This window comes from Actinoplanes auranticolor, assembly GCF_018332655.1.
GTDB classification, from domain to species: domain Bacteria; phylum Actinomycetota; class Actinomycetes; order Mycobacteriales; family Micromonosporaceae; genus Actinoplanes; species Actinoplanes auranticolor.
In genome coordinates this window covers 1-24,396 of sequence record NZ_BOQL01000026.1, presented here as the reverse complement: position 1 = coordinate 24,396, position 24,396 = coordinate 1, and the positions used below count along the sequence as shown (strand labels likewise).

General features: G+C 71.9%; 30 protein-coding genes, 1 pseudogene and 1 riboswitch. Of the genes and pseudogenes, 17 read left to right on the top strand and 14 right to left on the bottom strand.

Annotated features, from left to right (window positions below):
* Positions 1 to 57 precede the first annotated feature (57 nt).
* Together Aau02nite_RS15925 and Aau02nite_RS15920 are read right to left on the bottom strand one after the other, a co-directional pair.
* Positions 58 to 1,023 carry a tRNA (adenine-N1)-methyltransferase gene (locus Aau02nite_RS15925; RefSeq protein ID WP_438841139.1) on the bottom strand — a complete coding sequence of 322 codons (966 nt, stop codon included), beginning with the start codon at positions 1,021 to 1,023 and terminating at the stop codon, positions 58 to 60.
* A 25-nt stretch (positions 1,024 to 1,048) separates the two neighbouring features.
* Positions 1,049 to 2,119: a M50 family metallopeptidase gene (locus tag Aau02nite_RS15920; protein WP_212989528.1), complete on the bottom strand. Its 1,071-nt coding sequence runs from the start codon at positions 2,117 to 2,119 to the stop codon at positions 1,049 to 1,051.
* Positions 2,120 to 2,289: 170 nt separating this feature from the next.
* On the opposite strand from Aau02nite_RS15920, the gene Aau02nite_RS15915 reads away from it, so the two are divergent.
* Complete coding sequence (locus tag Aau02nite_RS15915) at positions 2,290 to 3,513, top strand: RecB family exonuclease (protein WP_212989207.1); 1,224 nt, start codon at positions 2,290 to 2,292, stop codon at positions 3,511 to 3,513.
* A gap of 370 nt (positions 3,514 to 3,883) precedes the next feature.
* A complete protein-coding gene (locus tag Aau02nite_RS15910) occupies positions 3,884 to 4,513 on the top strand; it encodes a LuxR C-terminal-related transcriptional regulator (RefSeq protein ID WP_438841143.1) in 630 nt (209 codons plus the stop codon).
* Between the two features lie 26 nt (positions 4,514 to 4,539).
* Here Aau02nite_RS15910 and Aau02nite_RS15905 read toward each other — a convergent pair whose 3' ends face one another.
* Both Aau02nite_RS15905 and Aau02nite_RS15900 read right to left on the bottom strand, forming a co-directional pair.
* Entirely contained in the window at positions 4,540 to 5,337 is a 798-nt protein-coding gene (locus tag Aau02nite_RS15905; RefSeq protein WP_212989205.1) for a DUF4097 family beta strand repeat-containing protein, read from the bottom strand.
* 29 nt (positions 5,338 to 5,366) lie between these two features.
* The gene (locus tag Aau02nite_RS15900; RefSeq protein ID WP_212989204.1) at positions 5,367 to 5,864 is read right to left on the bottom strand and encodes a toxin-antitoxin system HicB family antitoxin; all 498 of its coding nucleotides are present in this window, start codon (positions 5,862 to 5,864) and stop codon (positions 5,367 to 5,369) included.
* 192 nt (positions 5,865 to 6,056) lie between these two features.
* Here Aau02nite_RS15900 and Aau02nite_RS15895 point away from each other — a divergent pair, with 192 nt between their 5' ends.
* Together Aau02nite_RS15895 and Aau02nite_RS15890 are read left to right on the top strand one after the other, a co-directional pair.
* Positions 6,057 to 6,824: an ABC transporter ATP-binding protein gene (locus Aau02nite_RS15895; protein ID WP_212989203.1), complete on the top strand. Its 768-nt coding sequence runs from the start codon at positions 6,057 to 6,059 to the stop codon at positions 6,822 to 6,824.
* Positions 6,824 to 9,373 carry an ABC transporter permease gene (locus Aau02nite_RS15890; RefSeq protein ID WP_212989202.1) on the top strand — a complete coding sequence of 850 codons (2,550 nt, stop codon included), beginning with the start codon at positions 6,824 to 6,826 and terminating at the stop codon, positions 9,371 to 9,373. Before Aau02nite_RS15895 ends, Aau02nite_RS15890 begins: the two co-directional genes overlap by 1 nt.
* 101 nt (positions 9,374 to 9,474) lie before the next feature.
* Here Aau02nite_RS15890 and Aau02nite_RS15885 read toward each other — a convergent pair whose 3' ends face one another.
* Both Aau02nite_RS15885 and Aau02nite_RS15880 read right to left on the bottom strand, forming a co-directional pair.
* The gene (locus Aau02nite_RS15885) at positions 9,475 to 10,122 is read right to left on the bottom strand and encodes an HAD family hydrolase (RefSeq protein ID WP_212989201.1); all 648 of its coding nucleotides are present in this window, start codon (positions 10,120 to 10,122) and stop codon (positions 9,475 to 9,477) included.
* Positions 10,123 to 10,225: 103 nt separating this feature from the next.
* Complete coding sequence (locus tag Aau02nite_RS15880) at positions 10,226 to 10,948, bottom strand: neutral zinc metallopeptidase (protein WP_212989200.1); 723 nt, start codon at positions 10,946 to 10,948, stop codon at positions 10,226 to 10,228.
* A gap of 187 nt (positions 10,949 to 11,135) precedes the next feature.
* Between Aau02nite_RS15880 and Aau02nite_RS15875 the strand changes: the two genes are divergently transcribed.
* Positions 11,136 to 11,684 (top strand): hypothetical protein, encoded by a 549-nt coding sequence (locus Aau02nite_RS15875; RefSeq protein ID WP_212989199.1) that lies wholly within the window; start codon positions 11,136 to 11,138, stop codon positions 11,682 to 11,684.
* A 64-nt stretch (positions 11,685 to 11,748) separates the two neighbouring features.
* Positions 11,749 to 12,495 (top strand): YqjF family protein, encoded by a 747-nt coding sequence (locus tag Aau02nite_RS15870; protein WP_246595180.1) that lies wholly within the window; start codon positions 11,749 to 11,751, stop codon positions 12,493 to 12,495.
* Here Aau02nite_RS15870 and Aau02nite_RS15865 read toward each other — a convergent pair.
* The 6 genes from Aau02nite_RS15865 to Aau02nite_RS15840 form a co-directional block, all read right to left on the bottom strand.
* Complete coding sequence (locus Aau02nite_RS15865) at positions 12,492 to 12,944, bottom strand: SRPBCC family protein (protein ID WP_212989198.1); 453 nt, start codon at positions 12,942 to 12,944, stop codon at positions 12,492 to 12,494. The genes Aau02nite_RS15870 and Aau02nite_RS15865 overlap by 4 nt on opposite strands.
* Positions 12,941 to 13,276: an ArsR/SmtB family transcription factor gene (locus Aau02nite_RS15860; protein ID WP_212989197.1), complete on the bottom strand. Its 336-nt coding sequence runs from the start codon at positions 13,274 to 13,276 to the stop codon at positions 12,941 to 12,943. Before Aau02nite_RS15860 ends, Aau02nite_RS15865 begins: the two co-directional genes overlap by 4 nt.
* A 76-nt stretch (positions 13,277 to 13,352) precedes the next feature.
* Positions 13,353 to 13,898, bottom strand: coding sequence for a hypothetical protein (locus Aau02nite_RS15855; RefSeq protein WP_212989196.1), 546 nt, complete (start codon positions 13,896 to 13,898; stop codon positions 13,353 to 13,355).
* A gap of 18 nt (positions 13,899 to 13,916) precedes the next feature.
* Entirely contained in the window at positions 13,917 to 14,630 is a 714-nt protein-coding gene (locus tag Aau02nite_RS15850) for a spermidine synthase (RefSeq protein WP_212989195.1), read from the bottom strand.
* Positions 14,631 to 14,713: 83 nt separating this feature from the next.
* Positions 14,714 to 15,691, bottom strand: coding sequence for a CDP-alcohol phosphatidyltransferase family protein (locus tag Aau02nite_RS15845; protein WP_212989194.1), 978 nt, complete (start codon positions 15,689 to 15,691; stop codon positions 14,714 to 14,716).
* A 136-nt stretch (positions 15,692 to 15,827) separates the two neighbouring features.
* Positions 15,828 to 16,607 carry a hypothetical protein gene (locus Aau02nite_RS15840; RefSeq protein WP_212989193.1) on the bottom strand — a complete coding sequence of 260 codons (780 nt, stop codon included), beginning with the start codon at positions 16,605 to 16,607 and terminating at the stop codon, positions 15,828 to 15,830.
* 154 nt (positions 16,608 to 16,761) lie between these two features.
* On the opposite strand from Aau02nite_RS15840, the gene hpt reads away from it, so the two are divergent.
* From hpt to Aau02nite_RS15825, 3 genes and pseudogenes are all read left to right on the top strand, one after another.
* Positions 16,762 to 17,310 carry a hypoxanthine phosphoribosyltransferase gene (hpt, locus tag Aau02nite_RS15835; RefSeq protein WP_212989192.1) on the top strand — a complete coding sequence of 183 codons (549 nt, stop codon included), beginning with the start codon at positions 16,762 to 16,764 and terminating at the stop codon, positions 17,308 to 17,310.
* Entirely contained in the window at positions 17,307 to 17,639 is a 333-nt protein-coding gene (locus Aau02nite_RS15830; RefSeq protein WP_212989191.1) for an HAD family hydrolase, read from the top strand. Before hpt ends, Aau02nite_RS15830 begins: the two co-directional genes overlap by 4 nt.
* Positions 17,640 to 17,816: 177 nt before the next feature.
* Positions 17,817 to 18,331 (top strand): annotated as a pseudogene (locus Aau02nite_RS15825) (pyridoxamine 5'-phosphate oxidase family protein).
* Between the two features lie 7 nt (positions 18,332 to 18,338).
* Here Aau02nite_RS15825 and Aau02nite_RS15820 read toward each other — a convergent pair.
* Entirely contained in the window at positions 18,339 to 18,953 is a 615-nt protein-coding gene (locus tag Aau02nite_RS15820) for a LysE family translocator (RefSeq protein WP_212989190.1), read from the bottom strand.
* A 32-nt stretch (positions 18,954 to 18,985) separates the two neighbouring features.
* On the opposite strand from Aau02nite_RS15820, the gene Aau02nite_RS15815 reads away from it, so the two are divergent.
* A complete protein-coding gene (locus Aau02nite_RS15815; RefSeq protein WP_246595179.1) occupies positions 18,986 to 19,516 on the top strand; it encodes an AAA family ATPase in 531 nt (176 codons plus the stop codon).
* Here the strand turns inward: Aau02nite_RS15815 and Aau02nite_RS15810 are convergent.
* Positions 19,470 to 20,000, bottom strand: coding sequence for a hypothetical protein (locus Aau02nite_RS15810; protein ID WP_212989189.1), 531 nt, complete (start codon positions 19,998 to 20,000; stop codon positions 19,470 to 19,472). The two genes, Aau02nite_RS15815 and Aau02nite_RS15810, sit on opposite strands and share 47 nt — an antisense overlap.
* Positions 20,001 to 20,038: 38 nt before the next feature.
* Here Aau02nite_RS15810 and Aau02nite_RS15805 point away from each other — a divergent pair, with 38 nt between their 5' ends.
* From Aau02nite_RS15805 to Aau02nite_RS15775, 7 genes are all read left to right on the top strand, one after another.
* Positions 20,039 to 20,797 carry an endonuclease/exonuclease/phosphatase family protein gene (locus Aau02nite_RS15805; protein WP_212989188.1) on the top strand — a complete coding sequence of 253 codons (759 nt, stop codon included), beginning with the start codon at positions 20,039 to 20,041 and terminating at the stop codon, positions 20,795 to 20,797.
* The gene (locus Aau02nite_RS15800) at positions 20,794 to 21,435 is read left to right on the top strand and encodes a class I SAM-dependent methyltransferase (RefSeq protein WP_246595178.1); all 642 of its coding nucleotides are present in this window, start codon (positions 20,794 to 20,796) and stop codon (positions 21,433 to 21,435) included. Before Aau02nite_RS15805 ends, Aau02nite_RS15800 begins: the two co-directional genes overlap by 4 nt.
* Before the next feature lie 11 nt (positions 21,436 to 21,446).
* Positions 21,447 to 22,142, top strand: coding sequence for a hypothetical protein (locus tag Aau02nite_RS15795; protein WP_212989187.1), 696 nt, complete (start codon positions 21,447 to 21,449; stop codon positions 22,140 to 22,142).
* A gap of 58 nt (positions 22,143 to 22,200) precedes the next feature.
* Positions 22,201 to 22,263: riboswitch (guanidine-III (ykkC-III) riboswitch) on the top strand.
* A gap of 10 nt (positions 22,264 to 22,273) precedes the next feature.
* Entirely contained in the window at positions 22,274 to 22,588 is a 315-nt protein-coding gene (locus Aau02nite_RS15790) for a DMT family transporter (protein WP_212989186.1), read from the top strand.
* Positions 22,589 to 22,680: 92 nt separating this feature from the next.
* Complete coding sequence (locus Aau02nite_RS15785; RefSeq protein WP_212989185.1) at positions 22,681 to 23,364, top strand: phytanoyl-CoA dioxygenase family protein; 684 nt, start codon at positions 22,681 to 22,683, stop codon at positions 23,362 to 23,364.
* On the top strand, positions 23,364 to 23,756 hold the full coding sequence (locus Aau02nite_RS15780) for a hypothetical protein (protein WP_212989184.1): 393 nt from the start codon (positions 23,364 to 23,366) through the stop codon (positions 23,754 to 23,756). The genes Aau02nite_RS15785 and Aau02nite_RS15780 overlap by 1 nt, the downstream gene beginning before the upstream one ends.
* A gap of 390 nt (positions 23,757 to 24,146) precedes the next feature.
* On the top strand, positions 24,147 to 24,396 hold a 250-nt coding region (locus Aau02nite_RS15775; protein ID WP_212989183.1), incomplete at its 3' end, for a hypothetical protein.

The window sequence follows — 24,396 nt, the reverse complement described above, 5'->3', positions numbered from 1 at the left end:
CCGCTCTGCGAACCCATCGAAACCCGCGACGGAAACTACCGGATCCGTCCCGGACCGTCACACCCCGGGATCGTCATCCGTCTCCGCACGTTCGGCCGCCAGCGCCGCCTGAGCGGCCCTGCGCAGGGCGTACGCCTCGGAGCCCTTGCTGGGCTTGCGGCGCCGCGGCGGAGCGGTCACCCCGGGGGCCAGTTTGCGCGCCGAGACCAGGAACGCGGTGTGCGCGATCATCCGGTGATCCGGGCGTACGGCGAGGCCCTCCGCGTGCCAGTCGCGCACCAGTGACTCCCAGGCCCGGGGCTCGGTCCAGCCGCCGCGCTCCCGCAACGCCTCGACCAGCTCCGACAGCTGCGGGGTCGTGGCGACGTACCCGATGAAGACGCCGCCGGGGATCAGCGCCCGCTCGACCATGTCGAGGGCTTCCCAGGGGGTCAGCATGTCGAGGACGATCCGGTCGAAACCGGCCCCCTCGGCCTGCGCGACATCGCCGGAGTGCAGGTGCCACGCGGGGTGCGGACCACCGAAGAACGCCTCGACGTTCTTGCGGGCGATCGCCGCGAAGTCGTCGCGCAGCTCGTACGAGTGCAGCTCACCGCTGCTTCCCACGGCCCGCAGCAGCGAGCACGTCAGCGCGCCCGACCCGACACCGGCCTCCATGACCTTGGCGCCCGGGAAGATGTCGGCCATGGCGACGATCTGCGCGGCGTCCTTGGGGTAGATGACCTGCGCGCCGCGCGGCATGGAGAGCACGTAGTCGGCGAGCAGCGGGCGCAGCGCCAGGTAGGCCGTACCACCGGCGGAGACCACGACGCTGCCGTCGGGCAGGCCGATCAGCGCGTCGTGGGCCAGCGCACCGCGGTGGGTGTGGAACTCCTTACCGTGCTCCAGCACGATGGTGTGCATCCGGTTCTTGGGATCCGTGAGCTGCACACGGTCGCCCTCGCGGAACGGCCCCCGGTGGGCGGGCACGGGCTCGCCGACCACGGGAGTGGTGTCTTGCACGGTCACTGATCGCTCTTTCATTCGGTGCTGACTGATGGGCGCCGGCTCATCCGGTCGCCGGGCGGCGCCCCGCGCGGCGCGGCTCCAGCAGCTGGGCCAGATCCGCGACGTGCAGCACGCCGACGACATCCTCCCCGGAGGTGACGACGTACTGCGCACCCGGGTGGGCCTGCACCGCCCGGACCACCTGCTCGCCGGTCAGCCCGAGCGGCAGGGCGGGCACCCGGCCGAGGTCCCGCGCGACGGTGTCGACAGCCACCCACGGCCGTCGCTCGGCGGGCACGGCGGCGGCCCCGGCCACGTCCACCAGCGCCACGAGCCGGCCGCCGGCATCGGCGACGGCCAGGGCATCCCCGGCCCGGTCGGCGGCACCGGCCCGGCGCTGGGCCTCGGCCAGCGGCGTTCCCGACGGTACGGCGAACAGCGGCCGCGCGAGGGCCCCCAGATCGACCAGGGGGAACCGCCGCGACATCCGCGCGAGCCGGATCGACTGTCCGGCGCCCTGCCACAGCGTGAAGGCGACGAGCATGATGAACAACAGACCGAAAACGGTCAGTAGCTGCAGCCAGTACAGGGTGAGCACGGCCAGGCCGGTCAGCACGGCGATGCCCCGCCCGGCCCAGGCGGCGACCTCGGTGGCCCGGTGCCGGTCCTTGAGCAGCGCCCAGAGGCCGGCCCGCAGCGCCCGGCCGCCGTCGAGCGGCAGGCCGGGCAGCACGTTGAAGATCGCGATGAGGACGTTGCTGACGGCCAGCTGGAAGGCGATCTCACCGACGACGGTCCGGTCGGGCAGCGCGAACGCGGCGGCGGTGGCGGCGGCACCCAGCACCAGGGACACGGCCGGGCCGGCCAGTGAGACCAGCGCGTCGACGCGGGGCGAAGGCGCGTCCCGGTCCATCTCCGTGTAGCCGCCGAGCAACTCCAGGGTGATCCCGCGCACACCGATGCCGTACCGCCGGGCGGTCAGCGCGTGGCCGAGCTCGTGCAACAGCACGGACCCGAGCAGACAGACCACAAACCCGAAACCGATCGCGTACGCGTACGGCGCGACGAGCCCGAGCTCGGCCTCCGCGTACCCGCCGTAGACCACGGTGACCAGCACCGCGAGCAGCAGCATCGAAGGGTTGAGATACACCGGGATGCCCAGCACCCGCCCGACCACCCGGCCCGGCCGCCGAGCGGACCGGGTCTGCTGCGCGCCGTCGTCCACACGTCGATGCTACGGACCGCGCCTGAGAGGTCCCTGCCGCGGCGGTTTCGTCGTACCCCTCCCCTAGCCTTACCTCCATGACGGCAGAAACGGTTTTGTCCCCATCCGCGGATCCGCAGCCGCAGCCCGGCTCGGCTCCCGGCCGTGGGGAGCGTCACGCGGGGCCGTCGCTGTCGCCGTCGCGGGCCGCGGATTTCAAGACCTGCCCGCTGCTGTTCCGGTTCCGCACGATCGACCGGCTGCCGGAAAAACCCACCCCCGATCAGGTACGCGGCACGCTGGTGCACGCGGTGCTGGAGAGCTTGTTCGACCTGCCGGCGGCGGAGCGGACCCCGGCGGCCGCGGCGGCTCTGGTGGCGCCGTCGTGGGCGCGGCTGCTGGAGCAGGAGCCGGCCCTGGAGGCGCTCTTCGCCGAGGCCGTTGCCACGCCGTCACCCGCCGCATCCCCGCCTGCCGCCACGACCGCGGGACCTCAGGCCGCCGGCGCGGTGTCGGCCGGCTCGGTGTCGGCCGGCGCCCCGGCCTCTGCTGGCCCGGCGGCGGCTTCGTCGCCTGATGCCCCGGAGGCCGACGCCGTTACCGCGCGGACCGGCGAGACCATCGAGCCGAGCGCTCCGGCGACAACCGTTCCGGTCGCGGAGGCCGGCGGTGCGAGATCGGCCGCCGTGGCCGACACCCTGCCGGGCCTCGAGGCCGCCGGCGAAGCGGAACGGATCGCGGCGTTCCTGGCCGGCGCCGGCGACCTGCTGGCCGGTTACTTCGCGGTCGAGGACCCCCAGCGCCTGGAGCCGGCCGAGCGCGAAAGCCTGGTGTCGACGCTGGTGGACGACGAGCTGCTGATCCGCGGCTATATCGACCGGCTCGACATCTCCCCGGCCGGCGACCTGCGCGTGGTCGACTACAAGACCGGCGGCGCGCCCCGCGAGGCCTTCGAGGGCCGGGCGCTGTTCCAGCTGAAGTTCTACGCCCTGGTGCTGTGGCGCACCCGCGGCGTGGTGCCCCGGGTGCTGCGCCTGCTGTATCTGAAGGACGCCGAGATCTGCGACTACAGCCCGGACGCGGCCGAACTGGAACGCTTCGAACGCACCCTGGTGGCGCTGTCCCAGGCGATCGAGCGGGCGAAGCAGGACAAGGACTTCCGCCCGAAACCCAGCAAGCTGTGCGGGTGGTGTAGTCACCAGGCTTTCTGCCCGGAGTTCGGCGGCACCCCGCCGCCCTACCCGGACCCCCAGCCGGAGGCAGTCGCGCCGCCCGAGGCGGAGGACGACACCATCACGCTGCCGGTCCCCCGCCAGTCCTGACCTGATCCGACCAACCCCAACCGGCGCGGCCCGCCCAGCGCGGCCGCGACGCGCCACCGACGTGCGTGCCCGGCTCTCCAGGCGCTGGGTCACCGGCGCTATCCGCAAGCGCCGGGTCAACGACCAAGGATGCCCGGAGAACCCCTTGGCGCAGGGTCGTCGGCCGGCGCGTCCGAAGGGCGACACGCCGGGGCCTTGATCACGGCAGCATCCCCTAGGGTGGGCGCGGGGCCGGCGAAGGGGCTCCGGGCGAGCGGCCGCGATCAAGCCGCCGGAGCGGAGAGGCGAAGCGGTGACGGGGGTCAACGGCGCGGCTGCGAACGTGGCGAACGGGCGGCCGGTGCGGGTCCTGCTCGTCGATGATCAGCCGATGCTGCGGTCCGGGCTGCGGATGGCGCTCACCAATGCCGGCGGCGTCACCGTGGTCGGTGAGGCCGGTGACGGGCTCGAGGCGGTTGATCTTTCCCGGCGGTTGCTGCCTGACGTGGTGCTCATGGATCTGCGGCTGCCCCGGCTCGACGGGCTGGCCGTGACGCGTTCGGTCGTCGAGTCCGGGTTGCCGGTGCGGGTGCTGATCCTGACCACCCATGACGCCGATGAGCAGGTTGCCGGGGCGGTTGCGGCCGGGGCGATGGGTTACCTCTGCAAGGATGTGCCGCCGGCCGAGCTGGTTGCCGCTGTCCGTACCGTCGCTGCCGGGGGCGCCGTGGTGGCGCCGGCGATTCTGGCCCGGTTGCTCACCCGGCTGGCCGAGGCTCTGCCCGCCCCGGCCACGACGGCGGCCGCGCCCGCGCTCAAGACGTTGACCGACCGGGAGCGTGAGGTCCTCGCCCACGTGGCCAAGGGGCACTCGAACGCCGAAATCGCCCGGGCCCTCACGGTCAGTGAGACGACGGTGAAGACCCACGTGGGCCACATGCTGACGAAGCTCGGCCTCCGCGACCGGGTCCAGGCCGTCGTCCTGGCCTACGAGACCGGTCTGGTCCGCCCCGGCGGCTGACACCGCCGGCACCGGGCCGGACAGGGTCAGGCCGCGGTGGGCAGGTCGCCCATCGCGCGGTGGACGTCGATGTCCCCGCTGGCCGACCGCACCCGCAGCTCCAGCGCCGCCTCCCGCGTACCCTCGGGCGCCCCGCCGCCCATCGCCAGGTCGCTCGTCGTCGATCCCGAGGCTGTGTTCAGGTCGAGCCAGACCCCCGTACCCGCGGCCACTCCGACCGAGACGTCGCCGGATGCCGTGACCAGCCGGGTCTTGCCCCGGCTCACCGTGCCCACTTCGATGTGGCCTGATGCGGTGTCGGCCTGCAGCGAGCCGCCGGCCCGGCGGATGGTGATGTCACCGCTCGCCGTGTCCGCCTTGACGTCACCACTGACGTCACCCACCCGCAGGCTGCCCGACGAGCTGCCGATCCGCAGCGAGCCGCCGACCCGGTTGACCGCGACCTCACCGCTGGCCGCCTTCAGGGAGGCGTCGCCGGTGACCTCGTCCACGGACACGTCCGCCGACGCGGCGTTCACCTGCGCGGTCGCCCAGCGGCCGGTCGCGCGTACGTCGGCCGAGGGCGACTTGGCCGCCAGCGTGCTGTCCAGCGGCACCCGGACCACGACGTGGGCCGTCGGGCCACGGCGCCAGTCCCCCGTCGACTCCGGCGCGTGCACGACCAGGGTGTCGCCTTCCAGCGTCACCGTGAAGCGGTCCTCGGTGCCGTTCTCGGGCTGGACCTCCACTTGGATGTCCGGCCGGTCCTCGGCCACCAGGTCTGCCGAGCCGCGCTGCAGGCGCAGGGACACCGTCACGGGGGTGGAACGATCGAACTCGTACATGGTCTTTCCCTTCGGAGAGGAACAGCAGGTCAGGCTTGGGCGAAGCCGGTGATGCGCTTGCCGGGGCCGCCCCGGCGCGAAGGCGGGGAAGGCGGGGACGAGGCGCCGCCGGCAGCGACGCTCACCGCGCGGACGAGCCAGGCGTTGACCGAGATGCCCTCGGCCGCCGCCGCCTGCTCGACATGGGTCTTGAGCGCTTCCGGCATCCGCAGGGTCAGCCGGGCGAGGTCACCACCGTCGACCGGGGGTGCCGGGGCCGGCGGCAGGTCGATGTCCGGCTCCACCACCGGCTGGGTGACCACCAGGTCCGCGTCGCGGCCGCGCAGGCGGACGTCCACCACCGGCCCGTGCAGGCGGGTGGTGATCTCGGCCGCCGCGTCCGAGAGCGCCTGCAGCAGCGCCAGCCGGGCCGACGCCTCCAGGGCGTGACCGAGCAGGTCCGCCGCCCGGGTGGTCTCCGGACCACCCGGGGCAGCGGCGGCACTGAGGTCGCTGCGGAGCGTTTCGAGGTACGGCGTCAGGTCCATGACGTCAATATGACGTCAGTGCTGACGTCTGTCAACCGTCAATGTGACGCCAGGGGGTAACCCTGAGCATTCCTTGGGTGGCACCCCCACCGAAATCTCCGCGTTGCGCTACGCCGCTGGGCGGACGCCCCGGCCCGCCCGCACCGAAAGACTGAGCCGGACAACATCGAGCACGTTCTCCAGGGGGCGACAGTGACAACCACGGATTCCCGCGAACCGGCGGCCGCCCGGGCCGGCGAGGTCTGGAAGGTCTACGGCACCGGCGAAGCGCGTGTCGTCGCGCTGCGCGGCGTGAGCGCCGAGTTCGAGCGCGGCAGGTTCACGGCCATCATGGGCCCGTCCGGCAGCGGCAAGTCGACCCTCATGCACTGCCTGGCCGGGCTGGACACGGTCGACCGCGGTGAGGTGCACGTCGGTGGCACCAAGATCACCGGCATGGGCGACAAGGCGCTCACCCGCCTGCGCCGTGACCGGGTCGGCTTCATCTTCCAGCAGTTCAACCTGCTGCCCACGCTCAGCGCCCAGGAGAACATCCGGCTGCCGCTGGACATCGCCGGGCGCAAGCCCGACCCGCAGTGGTGGGACATCGTCATCGACACCGTCGGTCTGCGGGACCGGCTCAGCCACCGGCCCAGCCAGCTCTCCGGCGGCCAGCAGCAGCGCGTCGCCTGCGCCCGGGCGCTGATCGGCCGGCCCGACGTCATCTTCGCCGACGAGCCGACCGGCAACCTGGACTCGCGGTCCGGCGCCGAGATCCTGTCGTTCCTGCGGGCCAGCGTCCGCGAGCACAACCAGACCATCGTCATGGTCACCCACGACCCGGTCGCCGCCAGCTACGCCGACCGGGTGGTGTTCCTGGCCGACGGCGCGATCGTCGACGAGCTCACCGGCCCGACCCCGGAGACCGTCCTGGACATGATGAAGCGCCTGGACACGCACGCCGAACCGGTGATGCTCTGATGCTGCGCGCGACCCTGAAGAGCCTGCTGGCCCGCAAGCTGCGGCTCATCCTGTCCGGGCTCGCCGTCGTGCTCGGCGTCATGTTCGTGGCCGGCGCGTTCGTGGTCACCGACACCCTCAGCAAGTCGTTCGACTCGCTGTTCGCCAGCGCCTACTCCACCACCGACGTGGGCGTCACCGCCAAGCCCAAGGTCGCGGTCTCCGAGTTCGAGGGCGAAGAGGTCGTCACCCCGCTGCCCGCGTCCGCCCTGGCCCAGGTGCGGGGCGTGCCCGGCGTGAAGAGCGCGGCCGGACTCGTCGACGCCGACGGGGCCCGGGTGATCGGCAGTGACGGCAAGGTCCTCACCTCGGTCGGCCCACCGCGCATCGGCTCGGCCTGGGCCGGCACCGACGATCTGGTGCAGCTGCGCGAAGGCCGCGGGCCCACCGCGGACGACGAGTTCGTGGTGAACGCGACCGTGGCCAAGGCCGCCGGCATCAAGGTCGGTGACCGGGTCGGCGTGCTCACCCTGGAACCGAAAAAAGAGTTCAAGCTGGTCGGCATCTACGGCTACAGCGGCGACCGCGACAGCCTCGGCGGCGTGCAGGAAGTGGCCTTCACCGAGCCGGTGGCCCAGAAGCTGATGCTGGGCCAGACCGGGGTCTACAGCTCCGTACGGGTACAGGCGGAGCCGGGCGTGACGCCGGAGGCGCTGCGGGACCGGATCGCGGCCACCCTCGGCGACGGCTACGTGACCAAGACCGGTGACCAGCTCGTCGCCGACACCTCCGCGGACCTGCAGGCCGGGCTCGGCTTCTTCACCAACATCCTGCTCGGCTTCGCCGGCGTCGCGCTGTTCGTCGGGATCTTCCTGATCCTCAACACGTTCTCGATCATCGTCGCGCAGCGCACCCGGGAGCTGGCGCTGATGCGGGCGCTGGGCGCGAGCCGCCGGCAGATGATCGGCTCGGTGCTGGTCGAGGCCGTGGTGATCGGTCTGATCGCCTCGGTGCTCGGCCTGGCGGCGGGTGTCGGGGTGGGCGCGCTGCTGGCGTACCTGTTCAATTCGTTCGCCGGGGGTGGCATGCAGCTCGGCACGGTGGGCGTGCCGCTCACCGCGATCATCAGCTCGTTCGTCGTCGGGGTGCTGGTTACCGTGGTCGCCGCGGTCCTGCCCGCGCTGCGGGCCTCGCGGATCGCGCCGGTCGCGGCCATGCAGGACGTCGCGACGCCGGACCGGCCGCTCACCAAGGTCAGCGTGGCCGGCGGCGTGGTGACCGCGGCGGGTGCGACCGGACTGGGTCTGGGCCTGTTCGCCGACATGGGCGACGCCACCCTCTGGACCATCCTGGCCGGCGTCCTGGTGTCGTTCATCGGCATCGCGCTGCTCACGCCGCTGATCAGCCGCCCGGTCGTCTCCGCCATCGGCCGGCTCTTCTCCTGGTCGCTGCCGGGGCGCCTGGGCCGGCTCAACTCGGGCCGCAACCCGCGCCGCACCGCGATCACCGCGGCCGCGCTGATGGTCGGCATCGCGCTGGTCACCGGCGTCACCGTGGTGATGGACTCGGCCAAGGCCAGCCTCAAGGCCGAGGCGGCCACGATCCTCAAGGCCGAGGTCGTGATCAGCGGCGATCAGAACGGACCGCGGCCGCCGACCTACGACCCGGCGGTGCTGCGCGACACCGCGAAGATCCCGGGGGTACGGGCGGTCGCCGGCCTCTGGAACGACCAGGTCACGATCAACGGCGAGAACCACTACGTGAACGCCACCGACAACCTCGCCGGGCTCAAGGACGCGTTCGGCAACACCGCGGTCGGCACGCCGTCGACCCTGCGCGACGACCAGCTGGCCGTCAGCGTCCCGGAGGCGCAGGACTACGGGTGGCAGGTCGGCACCAAGCTCACCATCCAGCCGGCGCGCGGTGATCCCCGCGAGTACACGATCGCGGCCGTCTACCCGGAGGACAGCCTGCCGGGCAGCTACGTGCTGCCGGTCGCCGCGGCCAAGGACTTCGGCATCACCCAGCCGACGATGGGCTTCGTGCGCCTCGCCGACGGTTACGCGGTCAGCCAGGTGCTGCCGCAGGTCAAGGCGCTGCTGGCGGACAGTCCCGAGGTGTCGGCGCAGGACGCGCAGGCGTTCGTCGACGAGCAGGCGGCCACCTTCGACACGCTCATCACGATGATCCAGATCCTGCTGGCGCTGGCCATCCTCATCGCGGTGCTCGGCGTGATCAACACGCTGGCCCTGTCGGTGCTGGAACGCACCCGCGAGCTGGGGCTGCTGCGGGCGGTCGGCCTGGGCCGGGCGCAGACGATGCGGATGGTGACGGTCGAGGCGGTGGTGATCTCCGTCTTCGGCGCGCTGCTGGGCGTGGTCGTCGGGGCCGGGATGGGTACGGCGGTGACCCGCGCCCTGAAGAGCGACGGCATCACCGAGCTGGTGCTGCCGTGGGAACGGATGGGCACGTACCTGGTGCTGGCCGCCCTGGTCGGGGTGATCGCCGCGGTCCTGCCGGCGATCCGCGCCGCCCGCCTGAACGTCCTGGGCGCGATCGCCCACGACTGAGAGCACCGCGCGAGCCCGCGCCGAATCCGGCGCGGGCTCGCGCGGTGCGCACCAAGTAACGCGGACGCCAACCAACGCGGCGCGGCAGAGCGGCGCGGGGCTCAGGCGGTGGCGGACGCCAGCAGTGTCGCCAGGAAGGCCGGATCGACGCCCTCCAGCGAGTCCCGCAAGTGCACGCCGTCGGTCGGCGGCAGCTCCAGCTCGGCCGGCACCGCCAGCACCGCCGCCCCCGACGCCACCGCGCTGGCCATGCCGGTCGGTGAGTCCTCGATCGCCACGCACTGCTCGATGGGCACGCCGAGCAGCTCGGCGGCCGTGCGGTACGGCGCCGGGTCCGGCTTCGGGGCCGACACCTCGTCGCCGCAGACCACCACGTCGAAATTCTCCCGGCCCAGCGTGTCCAGTGCGACCTCGACGAGCCGGCGCCCGGTCGAGGTGACCAGCGCCGTCGGCAGTCCCGCCGCACGGACCGCGCGCAGCAGCTCCAATGCTCCCGGGCGCCAGATCAGACCGTTGCCGAACAGCTCCTCGACCCGGTGCTCGAGCCGGGCCACGTCGGCGGCCTCGTCGCGGTCCGGCTGGGCCAGGTCCTCGCGCAGGATCCGCATCGAGGTGGCCATGCTGCTGCCGATCATCGCCAGCCGGGCCGGCTCGGACAGCTTGCCGCCGGCGTGTTCGGCCAGCTCGTACAGCGCGACGTCCCAGACCTTCTCGCTGTCGACCAGCGTGCCGTCCATGTCGAAGAGCACCGCAGCCGGTTGTGTGCGTGTCAGGGCAGGCCTCCCGAGCCGATCGTCCGATGTCCTGCCCATTGTCCCCGCCGGCCGGCCGTCACGGGCTCCGGTGTGACCGCTACGACACGTCGCAGGGCTCCAGCGAACGCCGGTATCCGTTGTCGAAGGCCCTGGTCCGCTGCTTGGCCGAGCCGTGCGCGCCCTCGGCGAACCACGGCTGCCCGGGGTCGTCGCCGACCGCCTCCAGGCCCCGGGCCAGCTCGTCGAGGTCACCGTCGTCGAGCTTGAGCGTGCCCTTGCGCTCGGCGTCGCCGATGTACGCCCCGGCCATGCAGTCCGCCTGCAGCTCCTGCTCGATGGTGAACTTCTTCCGGATACCGAGCCGCAGCTGGATCGCGTGGGCGTACTCGTGGCCGAGCAGGTAGAAGATGAAGGCGTCACCGATCTGCCGGAACGCGGCGAACGCCCAGTTGATGTCGTACGCGATGAAGTCACCGGCCGAGCAGTACGCCGCGTTGTTCAGCCCGAGCCCCTGCCCGCCGCACTCCACCTCGCCCTCCCGCTCGTACGGGATCAGCTGCGCGACCGGCTCGAAGTCCAGCCCGGAGGCCTTGAACTTCTCTTTCCAGTACGCCTCGGCGACCCGTTCGGCATCACCGATGTCGGCCTTGAACTCGGCCGGGGTGTCCGTGCCGTCCGGATCCTCACCACCGGCCGTCCGGGTCGCCGCCGGAGCCTGCTCACCGCCCGCGTTCTCGGGCGCCGAGACACAGCCGAGCCCGATCAGCGCCACGACCACGGGGATCAGGGGGAACAGGCGGGTGCGGCGCGGTACCGGCATGCGGGTCCTCCGAAGGGCTGGCGTGACCGGGATACATCAACGATACGGACGAAGCGCCGCGCAAGGATCAGCGTGTGTGGCACCGGACACCACCCGGGCCGGACTCGATCGGGCACCGGCCGTGTAGAGCGTCCCCTCCCGGGTAGCTCGCTCAGGTACCCCACCTGCGCGAACTCTGGAGGACACCTTGGCACAGGACACTCTTTCCCGGTCCCTGCACGACGTCGGGCTCGCCGCCTGGTTCGGCGGCACCCTGGCCAACGCCGTGGCGCTCAACCCCGCCGCCGCGGAGACGGCCGACCCGGAGAGCACCGGCCGGGTCGCCAACACCGGCTGGAACAAGTGGACCCCGGTGAACGCCGCCGCGATCGGCGCGCACCTGGCCGGCAGCGTCGGTGAGCTGGTCGGCAACCGCGGGCGGCTGGCCGCTCAGCAGGGCGTCGGCACCATGTCGCTGGCCAAGACCGGCCTGACGGTGGCCGCGCTCGGCGTGACCGGCTACAGCCGCCTGCTCGGCCGCAAGGTGGCCAAGGACACCGCGGTGCCCGCCGCCTCCGGCACGGAGTCGACGGTGGACACCCCGATCGAGGTGGTACGGGCGCAGAAGAAGCTCTCCGCACTGCAGTGGGTGGTGCCGGCGCTGACCGGTGCGCTCATCGTGGTCAGCGCCTTCGCCGGCGAGCAGCAGCGGCCCTCCCAGGTGAAGAAGGGCATCCTGAGCCGCTTCACCCGCTGATCCCGGCCGGCGCGGCGACGGAGATCACTCCGGCGCCGCGCCCGGCCCCGGCATGATGGGGAGCGTGCGGATCGAGGACGTGACCCCGGAGACGGTACGGCCGGTACGCCGGTCGTTGCTGGTGCAGAGCTGGCACGACCTCGCGTTCCTGCACTGGGCGGTGCCGCCGGAGACGGTCGCGCCGTTCCTGCCGCGCGGCACCGTCCCGGACACCCTCGACGGGGTGACCTACGTCGGGCTGATCGGCTTCCGGATGGTGAAGCTGGGGCCGTTGCGCGGGCCCGGCATCCCGTACCTGGGCACGTTCTGCGAGACCAACGTACGGCTGTACAGCGTGGACGCCCGGGGGCGCCGGGCCGTCGTCTTCCTATCCCTGGAGGCCGAGCGGCTGCTGCCGGTGCTGACCGCGCAAGTGTCGCTGCGGCTGCCGTACAAGTGGGCGCGGATGCGCCTGGAGAAGACCGGCGATGTGCTGCGCTACACCAGCCGGCGGCGCTGGCCCGGCCCGCGCGGGGCGGCCAGCGCCATGACGGTACGGGTGGGAGCCCCCGTCGCCGAGCCGTCCGCGGTCGAGCATTTCGTCACCGCCCGCTGGGGCCTGCACACCCACGCGTGGGGCCGCAGCCTGCACCTGCCCAACGAGCACCCACGCTGGCCGTTGCACCGTGCCGAGCTGCTCGAGCTCGACGACGAGCTACTCACCGCGGCCGGCCTGCCCGCACCGGCCGGTCCGCCGGTGAGCGTGCTCTACTCCCCCGGCGTGCCGGTCACCTTCGGCGCCCCGGACACGCTGGCGGGCACCCGCGGCTAGCCGAGCGTGCGGTCCAGCTTGGTGAAGGAGCTGCCCCAGCCCTCGCGGGCCATCTCGACGAAGTCCTCGGTGTACGGGCCCTGGGTCAGCACCAGCCGGGTCCGGCCGCCGGGTTCGTCGTGGAACTCCAGGCGCATCCGCATCACCGAGCCGGCGAACTCGGGGATCTCGGACGCGTTCTCCTGGCCGACCAGCAGCTCGTTCTCGACGACCTCGACGAAGGTCACGTCGACCGGTGAGCTCTGGGCCGGGTCCTCGTCGTTGACCATGGTGAAACGCTGGTGCCCGCCGACCTTGGCCTCGATGTCCACGCTGTCGCGGGGCACCGACCAGCCGACCGGGCCGAACCAGGCGGCGAGCTGGTCGGGGTCGGTGAACGCGCGGTAGACCAGCTCCCGCGGGGCGTCGAAGATGCGGGTGAGGACCAGTTCGGTGGTGGCGTCGCTCATGACTCTCTCTCCTGAAGCTGGATGCGATGCAGGTGCGCGTCGAGGCGCGTGAAGTTGACGTCCCAGAACCGCCGGTACCGCTCCATCCACGCGGTGGCCTCGCGCAAGGGCTCGGCCTGCAGGCTGCTGGAGCGCCATTGCGCGGAGCGGCTGCGGGTGATCAGCCCGGCCTGCTCCAGCACCTTCAGGTGCCGGGAGATGGCCGGGAGGCTGATCGAGAACGGCTCGGCCAGCTCCGAGACGGTGGCGTCGCCCTCGGCCAGCCGGGCCAGGATCGCCCGGCGGGTCGGGTCGGCCAGGGCCGCGAAGATCACGCTGAGCCGGTCGGTCACTGTTTAACACCTTCGTTAATTAACGGATGCGTTAAACATAGGGCGGCGAGCGGCCGCGGTCAAGGAGTGCGGAGACTCAGACCCGGGACGGGATACGCCGGTGCAGCTCGGCCAGCAACGTCTGCGGCCCCGGCGACATCAGGCCCACGTCGATGAGGAACGCCGGGCCGGACGCGCGGCGCAGCACCCGCGGCCGCCGCCCGGGACCGGGCAGCTCGGTCACCGCGGCCAGGTCGGTCGGGGTCACCACGAGTTCCGTGAACGGGCCCCAGCGCCGCAGGCCCACCGAGGCGATCGACGCCCAGCGCAGGTGCACACCGCGACGCCCGGTCGCCGCGAACTCCAGGCCGTAGACGGAGCTCTTCATCCAGCCGAGCCTGTTCCAGACCACCAGCATGACCACGCTCGCGGTGACCACCGGGACGACCAGCAGGCTCTCCAACACCCGGATCAGCTCACCGATCGTCGGCACGTCCCCGAGCAGCACCTGGACCAGCACCGACAGGCCCCGGCACAGGAACCACACGGCCGCGCACACCCACAGCACGGTCACGAAGACTTCGGCGCGCGGCTGGAAGAACGTCGTGGCGTCCTCGCCGGGTTCGAGAGGGTGGTCGTCCACGATCGCCAGTATGCCCGGCTATGTAGCTACATATACGGTGTTGGCCGACTCTCCGCCGGTGAGCGGGTTCGGGAACGAGACCACGTGCGCCGCCGACGAGGTGAAGACCTCGGCCAGGACGGCCTCGAACTCGGCGTCCGGCGGGTCGTCGGACCACAGCGCGAAGACTCCACCGGGCCGCAGATGAGCGGTCAGCCGGCGTATCCCGTCGACGGTGTAGAGCGCCGCGTTCGCCGGGGCCAGCACGTGCCGCGGGCTGTGGTCGACGTCGAGCAGGATCGCGTCGAAACGCCGGCCCGGCTCGGCCGGGTCGAAACCGTCCGGCCCCGCCGCCATCGCGAAGAAGTCGCCCTCGACCAGCCGGCTGCGGGGATCGGTCACCAGCGCCGCCGCGTCGGGCAGCAGGCCGCGCTCGTGCCAGGAGATGACCTCGGCCACCGCGTCCACCACCACCAGCGACGCCACCCGGGGATCCTCCAGGACCGCCCGTGCGGTGTAACCGAGGCCGAGCCCGCCGACCACGACGTCCGGCCGGGCGCCCGCGGGCAGCGCCGCCAGCCCCAGCCGGGCCAGCTCTATCTCGGCCACGGTGAACAGGCTCGACATCAGGAACTCGTCATTGATCTTGACTTCGTACACGTCGACCCGCAGCCGCGGGTCGAGGCGGCGGCGCAGGCTGATCTCGCCGATCGGCGTCTCGCGCCAGGCCAGCTCCTCGAACCGGGCGCTCACGCGCACTCCGGGCGCACCGCGGATACGTTCATGGCCGGTCAGCTTGCCACGCTGACCGGCCATGCGGTGGGACGCCCCGCCTCTCAGGCGGAGATGCGCTGCCCGGAGAGCTCGTCGTCGTCCTCGTCACCGGCCGGCGCGCCGGCCGCCACGGCCGCCGCCTGGGCGTCGGCCTCGGAGGCGCCGATCTTGGCGAGCTCGCGGGTGTAGACCTTGGTGGCGCTGTAGAGCTTGTAGATCAAAAGCAGCTCGAAGCCGCCGAGCAGCACCGCGGACAGCACGATGAAGAAGATGATCTGGTTGGTCAGCGGGCCCAGGATGAAGATGAACATCTGGAACTCGATGCCGCTGAACAGGTGCGCCCGGATGCGCTGCCGGGCCAGCGCGTTGCGGAGCCGCATCAGCGGGCCCATCTTGGCGCGGAACTCGCCGTACACGTCGACGACCGGAGCCGCCTCGGCCGGGCCACCCGCCACCGGGCCGGCCGGGCCCAGGGGCTGCTGCTCGCTGGTCTCCTCGACGAACACCGGCCGATCGGGGCCCTCGCCGCGGGCGGCTTCGAGGTTGCGCCGCATGTCGGTCTTGACCTTGCCCATCTGCAGGGCGTTCAGGTACCGGAACATGTCGAGGAAGACGACCACGCCGGCCAGCCACAGGTAGACCACGTTGTCGGTCTTGGCGTACTGGCCGACCATCAGGGCGACCGCGCAGGTGACCACGCGCAGCCGGTCGAAGACGTAGTCGAGCCAGGCGCCGAACACCGACCCCGTACCCTTGAGCCGGGCGATCTTGCCGTCCATGCAGTCCAGCACGAAGCTGATGTGGAAGACGACCGCGCCGGCCACCAACCACGGGTAGTCGCCCTGCACGAAGCAGTAGGCGGCCACGAACCCCAGCAGGAACGCGCACATGGTCAGCAGGTTCGGGGTGATCCAGCGGACCGGGGCCACGAGCCAGACCAGGCGCGACGCCAGCGGGTCGACGAGCCACACGGTCCACCAGGCGTCGCGATCCTTGTAGGTGCGGGTCCGGATCTCGTCGAGCGTGAACCGTTGTGCCATGCCACAACTCCACCGTCGTGATGAATACATGAATAGTGGGACGCGCGGACATTACAGGAGTCTTATTGCGGACAGCGAAACCAGGCCGGGAATGTGGACAAACGACGCGTGGATGCACCTGACCGGTCCGAGACGGTCACGCTGAGCCATACAGCAGGAGGACGACCAGCGCCGGCACGCCACCCAGCAGCAGTCCGCGGCCGAACGCCCGGGTGCGCGGCGCGGTCAGGCAGGCCAGCCCGCCGACCAGCGCGCCGCAGCCGGTGAGCAGCAGCGCCAGGTACGCCGTGGACAGCGCCGCGACCACGCACGGCACTCCTCCGGCGGCCAGCCCCGCCGCGAACCCCCAGCGCCGGGCGGCCGGCGGGGCGACGGTCAGGACCGCGTCACCGAAGACGCCCGGTCCGGCCCGCAGCGAGAACGCGTAACCCTCGCCGTCGTACGCCTGCAGCGCCAGCGGCTCCGGCAGCTCCCGCACCCGCAGGCCGGAGTCCCGCCACAGGTCGTGGTAGACGCCGACCAGCTGCGGATAGGCGATCGGCACGTCCCGCAGCAGCAGGCTGCGTTCCCGGCGTGAGCCGGCGTGCATCATCGGGGTCACCTTCAGCCGGGTCGACACCAGCGCGCTGTGCAGCCTGTTCTCCACGTCCCGCGCGACCGGGTCGCGGGGCAGGACCCGGATCAGCAGGCGCACCACGAAGGCGTTGAGTACCGCGAGCAGCGGCAGGGCGTACCAGCCGAAGTGGCCCGGGACCAGCGCCAGCAGGGGCGACAGCAGACCGGCCGGCATGGTCAGCACCACCGCCACGAACATCGCCAGGTCCGCGTACGGCAACGACAGCCGGCCCGTGATTGTGAGCATCACCACGACCACGACGTAGCAGGTCGCCACCGGGGCGAAGCGGAGCCGGCGCATGACCGCAGTCTGCCGCCCGGCCAGGGCGGATGTCGGCGATTCGACGTGTCCTGCCGGAGCCGGACTCGTGTTGGCGGCGGTGGCCCCGCATGTCAGGATTCCGGCGTGACCTCGCGGGGGCTGCGAGGCGCGGCGAATTCTCAGGGAGATGACGGTGGACGCCGACCACGTCGCGGACGACCTCGAGTCCGTGCTGCTCACCGAGGACGAGATCCACACCCGGGTGCAGGGACTGGCCGCGGAGATCGGCAAGGACTACGCCGGCCGCGAGGTCGTGCTGGTGGGGGTACTGGGCGGGGCCGCCACGTTCACCGTCGACCTGGCCCGGGCCCTGCCGAGCCAGGTGGAGATCGACTGGATGGCGATCCGGTCGTACACCACGAGCAAGCGCGCTTCGGGCTCCGTACGCCTGCTCAAGGATCTTGATCTGGACATCGCCGACCGGGACGTGGTCATCGCCGAGACGGTCATCCAGACCGGGCTGACCATGTCCTGGCTGATCGCGAACCTGCGCCAGCGCGGCCCGGCGTCGATCGCGGTGGCCGCGCTGCTGCGCAAGCCGGACACCCCGGAGCTCGGCGTGCCGACCTACATCGGCTTCGACGTGCCGGCGGGCCTGATCGTCGGGTACGGCCTGGACTACCGCGGGCACTACCGCAACCTGCGCTGCGCTGCCGTGCTCGCCCCGCACGCCGTGCGATGAAAGCCGTCGTCTTCGACTTCTTCGGCACGCTGACCGACCCGTCCGCCGAGGCCGGCCGGCTGGCCTCCTTCGCTGCGACCGCGGCGGCCCTCGGGATGCCGGCGGACGCCTTCGCCACGACGATGGCGGCCACGTTCCGCGAGCGGGCGACCGGCGCCTTCGGCGACACCAGAGCCACCCTGCAAGCCGTCGCCCAGCGCTGCGGCGTCACCCCCACGCCGGCCGCGCTCGACGCGGCCACGGCGGTCCAGCTCGCCGGGGCGGCCACGGTCCGCACACCACGGCCCGGCGTCCTGACGGTGCTGGCCACTCTGCGCGAGCGCGGCTGAGCTGAATGGCCTCGCTCCGCTCGGCGGGCAGTGCGCCCCACGAGGTCGGGCGCACTGCGACCCTTGTTGCGGCTATCCGTCGGCGGCGGCGTACCGCGACGACCCGGACACCCACGTGCCGGAGCTGGCGGTGGACGACCTGTCGACTCTGCTCCCGCTGATCGGCCAGGATCACTCATGCCCGTGACCAACCCCTGGCTGGCCGGCCCGCCGCCCACCGCCCGCCTCGACCGCCCCCGCCTCGAGGAACGCCTGCTGAACCTGTTGTCGTCGCAGAACATGTGCGTGCTGGCCACGGCGGGACCGGCCGGGCCGCTGGCCACCCCGGTGCGCTACTTCCACCTGGACTTCACGCTGCTGTTCACCGCGGCGGCCGGCTCGCCGAAGCTGCGCAACATCGCCGCCGACCCGCGGGTCTCGGTCGGCGTCTTCGCCCCGCTGGCGGGCCAGGCCAGCAGCCGCGGAGCGCAGATCTTCGGGCGGGCCCGGGTGCTGACCGCGGCGGACCCGGACTTCGCCGGGTACTGGCCGGCGGTGCGCTGGCAGTCCGACCACGTGGAACGGTCCCGGTCGCTGGACGACCCGCCGACCGGACCGCTGGTGGTCATCCCGGCCGACCGCATCGTCTACACCGAGCACTGGCTGCGCGGGACGGCTTCGCACCCCGGCAGGTGTGGCGGGCCGACGGCTAGCGGCCGCTCAGCTGCTGCTCAGCGCGAGCCGCAGCCCGAAGGCGGTGATCACGGTTCCGGTGATCCGGTCCAGCAGGCGACGGGCCGCCGGCCGCCGCAGCAGGGCCCGCAGCCGGTGCGCGAGCCCGACCAGGACGGCCGACCAGGCGGTGCCCAGCATGATGTGGACGCAGGTCAGCAGCACCCCGAAAGCCAGCGGGGACACGCCCGGCGGGATGAACTGCGGCAGCAGGGCGACGTAGAACGCGCCCATCTTGGGGTTGAGCAGGTTGGTCAGCAGCCCGCGCCGGAATCCCGGCGCCTCCGCGACGACGAGCGGCTCGGCCCGGTGACGGCGGGCGGCCCACAGCATGGACAGGCCCATCCAGATCAGGTAGCAGGCGCCGGCCCACCGCAGGACGTCGTAGGCGAGCCGCGAGGCGGTCAGCAGGGCCGTGATGCCGGCCGAGGTGAGCAGACCCCAGACCAGGGTGCCGCTCTGGATGCCGAGCACGACACCCCAGGCGCGGCGCGGGGCGCCGACGGCAGCGGTACGCACAATGAGCGCGGTGTCCATGCCCGGGGTCAGCGTGAGCAGCCCGACCACGACGACGAAGGACCCGAGACTGCTCAGCACCGTCACCGGACCACGCTAACGCCTCGTATCCTCGCCCCATGAGCCCGCGGTCCACTGCGAAGATTCTGATCACCGGCATGTCGGGGACGGGCAAGTCCACGGCCTTGCGGGCCCTGGAGGCGCGGGGGCACCGCACGGTCGACACGGACACCGACCGGTGGAGCCGCTGGGTGACGCTGCCCGACGGCTCGGCCGACTGGATCTGGCGCGAGCCCGAGCTGACGGCGTTGCTGCGGGAACCGGGCGAGCTGTTCGTGGCCGGCTGCAAGTCCAACCAGGGCGACTTCTATGCCTCGTTCGACCACGTCGTGCTGCTGAGCGCACCGGCGGAGGTGCTGCTGGCCCGGATCGCGGCGCGCACCGACAACCCGTACGGCAAGAGCCCGGCGGAACGCGCGGCCGTCCTCGACCACCTGGCCCACGTGGAACCGTTGCTGCGGGCCACCGCGACCGCGGAGATCGACGCGACCGCCCCGGTCGACGAGGTCGTCCGGCAGCTGGAAGCGCTGCTGCCGCCGGCGCTCACGCCTGATCCGGGCCCGCGCCGGTCCAGCCGGTCAGCTCGATGATCTCGGCGGCGAGGTCGGCGACCGGACGGTCGTCGGTGCGGATCCGGTGCACCCACGGCGGGCTGAGCTCCGCCAGCTCACGCGCGGCGAGGTCGCTGCGTTCGATGTGACGCTGCAGCGCGGTGCCGATCTCGCGCCGGGCCAGCCGCTGCCGCGCCGTACGGTCGTCGGCGGTCAGCAGCACCGCGGTGACCCGCGGATCGTCGCCCATCGCCGCGGTGAGCGCGTCGACGAAGCGGACGCTCACCGTGTTGGTGTAGATGAGCCGCCGGTAGCCGAGGACGCGGTAGTTGGCCCACATCGCGGCCAGGTTACGTTCGGCCAGGCCATGCTCCCACGGCGGCGGGTAGGCGAGATCGAGGTTGTCGCCCTCGATCAGGCCGTGCCGCACGTGCCGGGCGGACAACTGCACGTGGATCTCGGTGCCGACGCTGGTCTTGCCGACGCCGGCCCGGCCGCCGAGGAACAGAACTTCGCTGCGCAAGACCGGGACCTCATCCTGACGCTCGGTACGGTGGGGTCGTGACGAACGGGTCCACGGTAGAGGGTGCCGTCAGCAGCGTCCGGGTGCTGACGATGAACCTGTGGAACCGGCACGGGGACTGGGCTCGCCGCCGTACCGTGCTGATCGAAGGTCTTCGGCGTCTCGACCCGGATATCGTCGCTTTTCAGGAGGCCGTGGTGACCGACGACTACGACCAGGTCACCGACCTGCTCGGCGCGTATTACCACGTCCGGCACCAGGCCGGGCGCGAGGCCGACGGGTCCGGCTGTTCCATCGCCAGTCGCTGGCCCGTCCACCGGCACGAGGAGCGACACCTGCGCGTCACCGACCGCGTCGATCCCGCCGAGCTGACCGGGCGGCTCGCCTGCGCGGAGATCGATGTTCCGGCGCCGATCGGCCCCGTGCTGCTCGCGCACCACAAGCCGTCGCCGTGGCTGGGCTACGAACACGAACGCGAACTGCAGGCGGTCGCCACCGCCCGGTACGTCGAGGAGCGGCACCGCCGGCGCCCGGCGCACGTGGTGCTGCTGGGTCACTTCGACGCCGAGCCGGAGTCGGCAGGCATCCGGTTCCTCACCGGGCGGCAGTCGCTCGACGGGTGCAGTGTCGCCTACCGGGACGCGTGGGCGCCCGGACCCGGAGGTGACACCTTCTCGCCGGTCAATCCGCTGCGCATCACCTCCTGCGAGCGCGTCTTCGACGAGCCGTCGGACGGGGTCTGGGCCGGCGATCACTTCGGCGTGACAGCTGAACTGGCCGTGCTGGAGGGACCGTGACGTCGCATCCGGTGTTCGCGCGGGTCTACGAACGGCTGAGCGTCGTCATGGACCGCGCGGGCATGGCCGACGAGCGGCAGGCGCTGGTGGCCGGGTTGTCGGGGCGGGTGGTGGAGGTCGGGGCGGGCAACGGGCTCACGTTCGCGCACTACCCCGCCGAGGTCACCGAGGTGGTGGCGGTCGAGCCGGAGCCGCGGCTGCGGGCCGCCGCTGCGGTTGCCGCGCGGCGGGCCCCCGTACCGGTGAAGGTTGTCGAAGGTCTGGCCGAGCACCTGCCCGGCGCGGACGGCGGGTTCGACGCCGCGGTGGCCGGGCTGGTGTTGTGCTCGGTGCCGGACCAGGGTGCGGCGCTGGCCGAGATCCGGCGGGTGCTGCGCCCGGATGGGCAGCTGCGGTTCTTCGAGCACGTCGCCGCGCACGAGCCGGGCATGATGCGCCGCGCTCAGCGGCTGGCCGACGCGACGCTGTGGCCGCGACTGTTCGGCGGCTGCCACACCGGCCGGGACACGGCCACCGCCATCGTCGCTGCCGGATTCGTCATCGTTCAGCTCGAACAGTTCCGTTTTCCGCCGGCCGGACCGAGCAGCCTGGCGGCCCCGCACATCCGGGGCACCGCCATCCGGCCCGGCACTGGGTAAAGTCTTGCGCAATGTCATACGACCTCGCGGTGTGGGACGGCGACCGGCCGGCGGACGACCTCGCCGCGGCGGCCGAGTTCAAGCAGCTGTACGACCGCTACGTGGGGTCGCCCGACCGCGTGGAGCCGACGGCGCGCATCGCGGCCTATGTGCGGGCGCTGCTGGACCGCTACCCGGACATCGGCACCGACGCGGGTGAGGACAGCCCGTGGTCGACCGGCCCGCTGCTCAACGAGGCCCGCGGCCCGCTGGTGTACTTCCCGATGGTGTGGCGCCGCAGCGAGGAGGTCTCGGCCTGGGCCGCGGGGCTGGCCGGTGAGCACGGGCTCAACTGCTACGACCCGCAGGACAACCGGCTGCGGACCCCGGCCGGCGCGGCGTGGCGGTTCGAGCTGACCTCCACCCGGGGCCGGGCCCTGCGGGACCCGGACGGCGAGCTGGTACGCCGGGAGCTGGTGCGGCTGTCGGCGGACAACCACTACGCGGTGCTGAAGCGGGTGGACGGCTGGTACATCCAGGCGGCGTACGGCACGTGGGCGGGGACCCGGCCGGGCTGGTACGTGCTGGAACGGCGGGACGGCGGACCGGAGAAGCACTTCCGCGCGGAGGTGGTCAACGTCGACGAGGTGGTCCGGGCGTTCGTGGCCTTCCTGGAGGACGACCCGACGATCGCGGTCCGCTTCCCGTGGCACCCGTACGTGGTGTGAGCCCCGTCCGGTGATCGAGGCAACATTGCGCCGTACGGGCGGGTATGTCAGGTTGGGGGCAGAGTTCAACCGAGCTCCCGGACGAGGGTGCCGTACCCGGTCAGCGACAAGACGGCACGCGGGAGATTTCGATGTCCTGGTTCATTCTCGTGCTGTCCGGCGTGTTCGAAGCGGTCTGGGCCACGGCGCTGGGTAAGACGCAGGGGTTCACCCGGCTCGTGCCGTCGGTGGTGTTCCTCGTCGGGATCGTCGCGAGCATGGCTGGTCTGGCGTATGCGATGCGCACCCTGCCGGTCGGTACCGCCTACGCGGTGTGGGTGGGGATTGGGGCGGCGCTGACTGTCGCTTATGCGATGGCTACCGGCGAGGAGCCGGCCTCAGCGATGAAGATCGTCTTTCTCGTCATGATCATTGGTGGGGTGATCGGGCTCAAGGCCAGCCACTGAGTCTCTTTCACCGCCTGGTTGGGCCGCCGCCTGGTTGGGGCCGCCGCCGAAATGCTCGCGAGATTTCCGCCGGGTTGACTCACCATGGGTCGGTGCGCCCCTCTTCCCTGCTCGACGACGATCAGCTCGCCGCGTTCCGGAGCACCGGGATGTTGCGCCTCCCCGGCGCGATCCCGGGGCCGGAAGCCGCCGCCATGGTCGATCGGATCTGGGACCACCTGCACCGCAGCCACGGAGTCATCCGGGACCGTCGGCAGACCTGGCCCGCCGGCCAGATCACCGGCCTGCGCGCCGTCACCGACACGCCCGAGTTCCAGGCGCTCGGCAGCGCCACGGTGCGCGGGGCCCTCGACGATCTGCTCAGGGCCGGTCGCTGGCAACCACCCCGTCGCTGGGGCCGGCTCCTGGGAACCTTTCCCTCCCCGGGCCGGCAGTGGACCCTGCCGGACGGTGCCGCCTGGCACAACGATTTCGTCCCGCTGCAACCCGGCCCGGCGTTACGCGCTGTCCAACTCTTCACGATCCTGCACGACCTGCCGGCGCGGGGTGGGGGCACGCTGGTGGTCACCGGATCGCACCACCTGGTCACCCGGTACATCACCGGCACCGAGGGCACCCGCATCGACGACGTGGACCTGCGCGTCGTCGAACTGAGCGGACGCCCCGGGGACGTCTTCGTCATGCACTGCGACACCTTGCACGCCGCCGCGCCCAACAGTCACGAGGAACCCCGGATGATGGCAACCACGATCGTGCCCGCCAAGACGGTCAGCTGATGGGCATCTGGGACGAACTGAGCCGCGAGGAGAGCGTGGTCCTGGTCAACGCGCTCGAGGAGGCGTGGCTCAACCAGGTCATCGGCGACTACCTCGGGCACCGCGAGGAGAACGGCATCTGGCGGTTCAGCGGCGACCTCGCCGCTATCACTCCGCTGATTCCCGGCTTCGCCGCCATCGTCAGGAGCATGATCGAGCGGGATCTGATCGACCTTGTGCCTACCGATCGCTACGAGGACCAGCCGCGTGCGCCGCGGATGACGGATGCTGAGGTGGATGCGGCGCTGGGTGACCCGGCGACGTGGTTGCCTCCCGTCGGTCCGGGGCCGGTCATGGTGATCGCCACCGGACATGTCATCCGCCGGATCGAGCGGTCCAAAGATCCCATCTGAACGGGCCGCTGCCTTCCGGACAGCGTCGGTCTACCAAGATCCGCCGATGGTCGATGTCACCGGCTACTTGCGCTGCAGAACATCGCGTGGGTGACAGAGAACTGGCCGGGATGGTCCGGGGGTCCGACCCGCCGGACGTCTCCGCTGCGGTGCCGCCGAAGGATTGCCGTACGCAATCGGTCGACCGCAGCTCGCATCTCCCAGCGCCGGGACGCGTCGAGCGCCGAGGCCGCCGGTGTGGTGCCTCGGTCGTAGCGTCGTCGCGTCGCACGGCGGTTCGCCGCCTGAGATCGGCGCGAACCGCCGGGGTGCGCCCAGCGAAGCGACCAGGCGCGGGCCCTCAGATACTTCGCCGGGAGAATCCCAGGACGCCCCAACTACCATGGCCCCATGCAAGCAGCGTTAGGGCGACTGACCCTTGCTACGTTCACGGCCGCGATTTTCGTCGGGACAGCTGCTTGGTTCCTCCCCGAGCCGGTCGCCTGGCCCGCCGCGGTTGTATCCCTGCTCTTGGCAACCATCGGTGTGGGCGCTCCGTGGGTTGGCAATTGGCTCGGCCGGGACCTCCACCGCCCCGTCGAGCTTGGTCTCGACGGCGACTCCAGGCTCGAAGTCGGGGACCTAGTACTCCAGCAGGAGA

What these genes read in the sequence shown, in the direction of transcription:
- Aau02nite_RS15925 (WP_438841139.1), bottom strand. Translation starts at nt 1,023, where the DNA reads ATGAAAGAGCGATCAGTGACCGTGCAAGACACCACTCCCGTGGTCGGC.
- Aau02nite_RS15920 (WP_212989528.1), bottom strand. Translation starts at nt 2,119, where the DNA reads ATGCTGCTGCTCGCGGTGCTGGTCACCGTGGTCTACGGCGGGTACGCG.
- Aau02nite_RS15915 (WP_212989207.1), top strand. Translation starts at nt 2,290, where the DNA reads ATGACGGCAGAAACGGTTTTGTCCCCATCCGCGGATCCGCAGCCGCAG.
- Aau02nite_RS15910 (WP_438841143.1), top strand. Translation starts at nt 3,884, where the DNA reads ATGCTGCGGTCCGGGCTGCGGATGGCGCTCACCAATGCCGGCGGCGTC.
- Aau02nite_RS15905 (WP_212989205.1), bottom strand. Translation starts at nt 5,337, where the DNA reads ATGTACGAGTTCGATCGTTCCACCCCCGTGACGGTGTCCCTGCGCCTG.
- Aau02nite_RS15900 (WP_212989204.1), bottom strand. Translation starts at nt 5,864, where the DNA reads ATGGACCTGACGCCGTACCTCGAAACGCTCCGCAGCGACCTCAGTGCC.
- Aau02nite_RS15890 (WP_212989202.1), top strand. Translation starts at nt 6,824, where the DNA reads ATGCTGCGCGCGACCCTGAAGAGCCTGCTGGCCCGCAAGCTGCGGCTC.
- Aau02nite_RS15880 (WP_212989200.1), bottom strand. Translation starts at nt 10,948, where the DNA reads ATGCCGGTACCGCGCCGCACCCGCCTGTTCCCCCTGATCCCCGTGGTC.
- Aau02nite_RS15865 (WP_212989198.1), bottom strand. Translation starts at nt 12,944, where the DNA reads ATGAGCGACGCCACCACCGAACTGGTCCTCACCCGCATCTTCGACGCC.
- Aau02nite_RS15845 (WP_212989194.1), bottom strand. Translation starts at nt 15,691, where the DNA reads ATGGCACAACGGTTCACGCTCGACGAGATCCGGACCCGCACCTACAAG.
- Aau02nite_RS15840 (WP_212989193.1), bottom strand. Translation starts at nt 16,607, where the DNA reads ATGCGCCGGCTCCGCTTCGCCCCGGTGGCGACCTGCTACGTCGTGGTC.
- Aau02nite_RS15830 (WP_212989191.1), top strand. Translation starts at nt 17,307, where the DNA reads ATGAAAGCCGTCGTCTTCGACTTCTTCGGCACGCTGACCGACCCGTCC.
- Aau02nite_RS15815 (WP_246595179.1), top strand. Translation starts at nt 18,986, where the DNA reads ATGAGCCCGCGGTCCACTGCGAAGATTCTGATCACCGGCATGTCGGGG.
- Aau02nite_RS15795 (WP_212989187.1), top strand. Translation starts at nt 21,447, where the DNA reads ATGTCATACGACCTCGCGGTGTGGGACGGCGACCGGCCGGCGGACGAC.
- Aau02nite_RS15790 (WP_212989186.1), top strand. Translation starts at nt 22,274, where the DNA reads ATGTCCTGGTTCATTCTCGTGCTGTCCGGCGTGTTCGAAGCGGTCTGG.
- Aau02nite_RS15780 (WP_212989184.1), top strand. Translation starts at nt 23,364, where the DNA reads ATGGGCATCTGGGACGAACTGAGCCGCGAGGAGAGCGTGGTCCTGGTC.